Origin of the sequence: Bartonella sp. OC16QHHD, assembly GCF_042194035.1 — a bacterium.
Classification (GTDB): domain Bacteria; phylum Pseudomonadota; class Alphaproteobacteria; order Rhizobiales; family Rhizobiaceae; genus Bartonella.
In genome coordinates this window covers 1-3,380 of record NZ_JBHIMJ010000047.1, presented here as the reverse complement: position 1 = coordinate 3,380, position 3,380 = coordinate 1, and the positions used below count along the sequence as shown (strand labels likewise).

At 41.7% G+C, this 3,380-nt stretch carries 4 protein-coding genes and 2 pseudogenes; 2 read left to right on the top strand and 4 right to left on the bottom strand.

The genetic code is table 11. The features are described from left to right. A pseudogene (locus ACFIK1_RS05195) lies at positions 1-180 on the bottom strand (hypothetical protein); the annotation flags it as partial. A gap of 65 nt (positions 181-245) precedes the next feature. On the opposite strand from ACFIK1_RS05195, the gene ACFIK1_RS05190 reads away from it, so the two are divergent. Both ACFIK1_RS05190 and ACFIK1_RS05185 read left to right on the top strand, forming a co-directional pair. Further along, positions 246-557: a type II toxin-antitoxin system RelE/ParE family toxin gene (locus ACFIK1_RS05190; RefSeq protein ID WP_017196508.1), complete on the top strand. Its 312-nt coding sequence runs from the start codon at positions 246-248 to the stop codon at positions 555-557. Beyond that, positions 538-819 (top strand): addiction module antidote protein, encoded by a 282-nt coding sequence (locus ACFIK1_RS05185; RefSeq protein ID WP_273788712.1) that lies wholly within the window; start codon positions 538-540, stop codon positions 817-819. The genes ACFIK1_RS05190 and ACFIK1_RS05185 overlap by 20 nt, the downstream gene beginning before the upstream one ends. A 34-nt stretch (positions 820-853) precedes the next feature. Here ACFIK1_RS05185 and ACFIK1_RS05180 read toward each other — a convergent pair whose 3' ends face one another. From ACFIK1_RS05180 to ACFIK1_RS05170, 3 genes and pseudogenes are all read right to left on the bottom strand, one after another. Beyond that, a complete protein-coding gene (locus ACFIK1_RS05180; protein ID WP_375633221.1) occupies positions 854-1,234 on the bottom strand; it encodes a hypothetical protein in 381 nt (126 codons plus the stop codon). 19 nt (positions 1,235-1,253) lie between these two features. Further along, positions 1,254-2,378 (bottom strand): N4-gp56 family major capsid protein, encoded by a 1,125-nt coding sequence (locus tag ACFIK1_RS05175; protein WP_375662239.1) that lies wholly within the window; start codon positions 2,376-2,378, stop codon positions 1,254-1,256. 91 nt (positions 2,379-2,469) lie between these two features. Continuing rightward, positions 2,470-3,332: pseudogene (locus ACFIK1_RS05170) on the bottom strand (hypothetical protein). Between the last annotated feature and the right edge of the window lie 48 nt (positions 3,333-3,380).

The following is a 3,380-nucleotide window of genomic DNA, read 5'->3' as shown; positions in this document are numbered from 1 at the left end:
ACAAAAACGAATGGCTGCAAAAATGCTTTCTTGGATTTGTTGAACATACTCATCGGCTATGTCATCAATCTCATCTTGAATGACCGACACTAAGTGCGAAAGTGTTCTCTTATGACGATAAACATCTCGCTTTACTGGTATCGGTCCTCCAGTCTTAACCCGAATATAATGACGTGTCATCAAAATACCTCTCAGTAAAAATTATTACTATTGATATTATATATATTGTGTAGTATAGTGCACTGATGGTAGCGATAATAAAAACAACAGATGAATTCGATAACTGGTTAGAAAAACTTAAAGACAGAAAAGCTGCTAATATAATTCTTGCAAGGCTTCATAGAATTCGTTCAGGGCTTTTGGGTGATGCAAAGTTTTTTAATGGTATAGGTGAATTACGTATCCACTATGGTGCTGGTTACCGAATTTATTTTACAAAAAAAGGCGATAAAATCATTATATTGCTTTGTGGTGGTGACAAATCCACACAATCCAGTGATATTCAAAAAGCCTTATCTCTTTTAGAGGATCTTAAAAATGAAATTGAAAACCTTTAACTTTGAAAAACACCTCACAACACCAGAATCTCAAGAAGTCTTTTTAAATGAAGCCTTTAAAACTGGTGATGCCTCTCATATAGCGGATGCCCTTGGTATTGTTGCTAGAGCACAAAATATGAGTGCCTTAGCAAAAGAAACCAATCGCGAACGCAGTGGATTATACCGCTCTTTAAGCAAAACAGGTGATCCTAAACTTTCTACCTTAGTCGCTGTCTTATCTGCCCTTAATTTACAACTCTCTGTACAATCTGCTCCATAAATCGTGAGGGGAATTAAGCCTTCCCCTATACCTCTCAACGATTGGTCACGAATTGCACGACCACAACACACTCACCAGCCGCGGTTGTTTTATCCCGTGTTGCATAAAGCGTAAGCTCTTGATCTTCTGGAACAAACTCTTTTTGGTTGGTTGATGTAAAATCTTGAGTGCTTTGGGTTTTGATATCCTTTTCACTAAACTCATTACCACCATAGGTGCTGCCTATCTTTAATTTCGCATCCGAAAACGCTGTCTTCACAAACGCTTTAATCGAAAGGATCATTGCACCACGCGGTAAAGTCCCGATTTTGCGCGTCAAATGCTTATCTTTATGCGAGATATTCAAACGCAAAAAACTGACCTGATGTGTATGAAGATCTCTGCCGTGTAAGTGTCCTGTTACGCCATCTACCATGTCCTATTTCCTTTCCTCATCACTCAACTTCACCGCTGTAGGTGGGGATAACTATCGTTCCAAAATCTTGGGCTCCTTGTGCTCTTCCGGGCATTTGGAAACGCGTTTTCTTCATGCCCATAATTGTATGCACTCCAAAACCGTATTCGCGTTTGTAGTCGAAGGTTTCTTCTTCGATTTTATAGCGGGTCTTACCGTAACTCTTACCAAATGCCATAACGACACTTTGCGCTCCAAGCAAAACAGCACGGCGCACACCTGCAAGACGTGTACTATCCGTGGATTTAACACCATTGGTGACATGCTCTGATTCACGTAAAATCACACCGTTGTACATGCCTAGAGAACCATCAAAGATTGGGGTTTTGGAACGCGAACCGGTATAAGCAGCTTTCTGAATATCAAGCCATTGACCCGTCTCTGTATTAGTGCGCAATTGTGTCACCTGAATGGGATGCAAATACAACACATAAACACTCTCGCCATTCACGCGAACCGGTCTAATTTTAGGATTCGCTAGCTTAGCGCACTGAACCGCTTCATCTATCAATTTAAGATTAAAGCTGTGTTTGGCTTTTTCTGTAAGCTCTTCATCCTTGGTTTTTGCTTCTGGTCGCACAATGCGCTTACTGCTTGGAGCTAATGGTGCATTAAAGCCCCAAAAAAGAGGATCAAGATCAACCAGTTCTCCCTCAAAATTAAGCCTGTTGGCTGTATAACCGCAAGCGTGAACGAAAAACATCAAACTCAAACGGTCCGCATACCAATCTGATAAACTGTTTTTGGCTTCTTCGCGCAAATTAAACAATGTGCGCTGATTATCAATAGTGCCTTCATTGGCAATTCTTGTTCCATGATAAAGTTCATTGATATACAGTTTATCATGAAGGAATTGTAGTGCCTCTTCATTGCCTTCAAGGGTTTCACCCTCACTCACACCACGTCCTGATAACTGAGCTCGCAGACTAAATGTTACACAATCCCCTTTGCCTTTTTGCGTCTCTGTTTTCACCTGAATAATGCTATTGGAATCCTGCCCCATCAAAGGAGCAATAGGAGTTGCTTTGGAGACCTCCGCATCAAGAATTCTCGCCCATGTTTTTAACGCATGGGGATCATTAATCCCTATATGTGTTGTTGCCATTTATTTCACCTTTCTTTGCTATAAAAAAACCGGCTTAAAGCCGGACCACCAACCCGCACCAAAGGCGGCTTATTCTCTAAAAGTCTTTCACTTAATCTTCATCATCTGCACCACTCAATTTGCGTATAAGCACTCGGTTCTTTGGATTACTGTACCACGCTTGAAACTCTTTATCCGTCATAGCGTCCATCGTTTCCCATGAAAGTGGACCCGTCACGCCCCCTCCACCAGATGCCGTTAAGGTTCTCGCAGAATTCTGCCGACTTTGAAGTTCTGCAACTTGATTATTCGCTTGCACTGCTTGGTTCTGATAGCCAAGGTTTTGTGCTATTCTATAAATTTCTTCTGCCGGATTGAGATCTCTTTGTGCACAAGTCGCTACAAGCNTGTGTTTTGTTGTCCATACTCAGGATAAAGTGATGACCAAGAACTCAATTCCTTTGCGCGTGCCTCATAAAGAAAATTTGCCGCGGCATCAAAATCACTGGATTTATTTTGAAACGACTTAACAGAATTATTAAAAAATTCACCAAGACGCATATCGTGCTGCTGCTGTTCCTCAGCTTGTCTTAGCGCTTCTTTCTGTTCCCTAATATACGCATCCTGCTCTCGAATCTTTTTTCCCATCCAACTCATATAGCCAATAATGTCTTGTGTAGGGTCTGGGGGTGCATTTTCACCTTCAACCATTGGCGTCTGGGATTGGGGTTCATAAAACTTTACAAGCGCTTCACGGGCTTGTTTGGCTTGTTGCTCCATACGCTGCTGCTCTATGCTAGGAACAATCTCTGAAGGTTTTTCAACGGGCTGTGCAACCGGCTCTGGAGAGGTGACATCATCATTATCAATCGTTTCACCATCATAAGTGCCAGCATCAAAAGAGCTCTCATCATCAAAGACCGGTGCTCCAACTCTGTAATCTTCATTCATAGCTTCATTCATTTCTGCATTCATTCTTTCACCTTTCTCAACTATGCATACCTCTGTGTAATGCTATTCGCT

Coding starts and splice junctions, on each gene's coding strand:
- ACFIK1_RS05185 (WP_273788712.1), top strand. CDS start 538: ATGAAATTGAAAACCTTTAACTTTGAAAAACACCTCACAACACCAGAA.
- ACFIK1_RS05175 (WP_375662239.1), bottom strand. CDS start 2,378: ATGGCAACAACACATATAGGGATTAATGATCCCCATGCGTTAAAAACA.
- ACFIK1_RS05190 (WP_017196508.1), top strand. CDS start 246: ATGGTAGCGATAATAAAAACAACAGATGAATTCGATAACTGGTTAGAA.
- ACFIK1_RS05180 (WP_375633221.1), bottom strand. CDS start 1,234: ATGGTAGATGGCGTAACAGGACACTTACACGGCAGAGATCTTCATACA.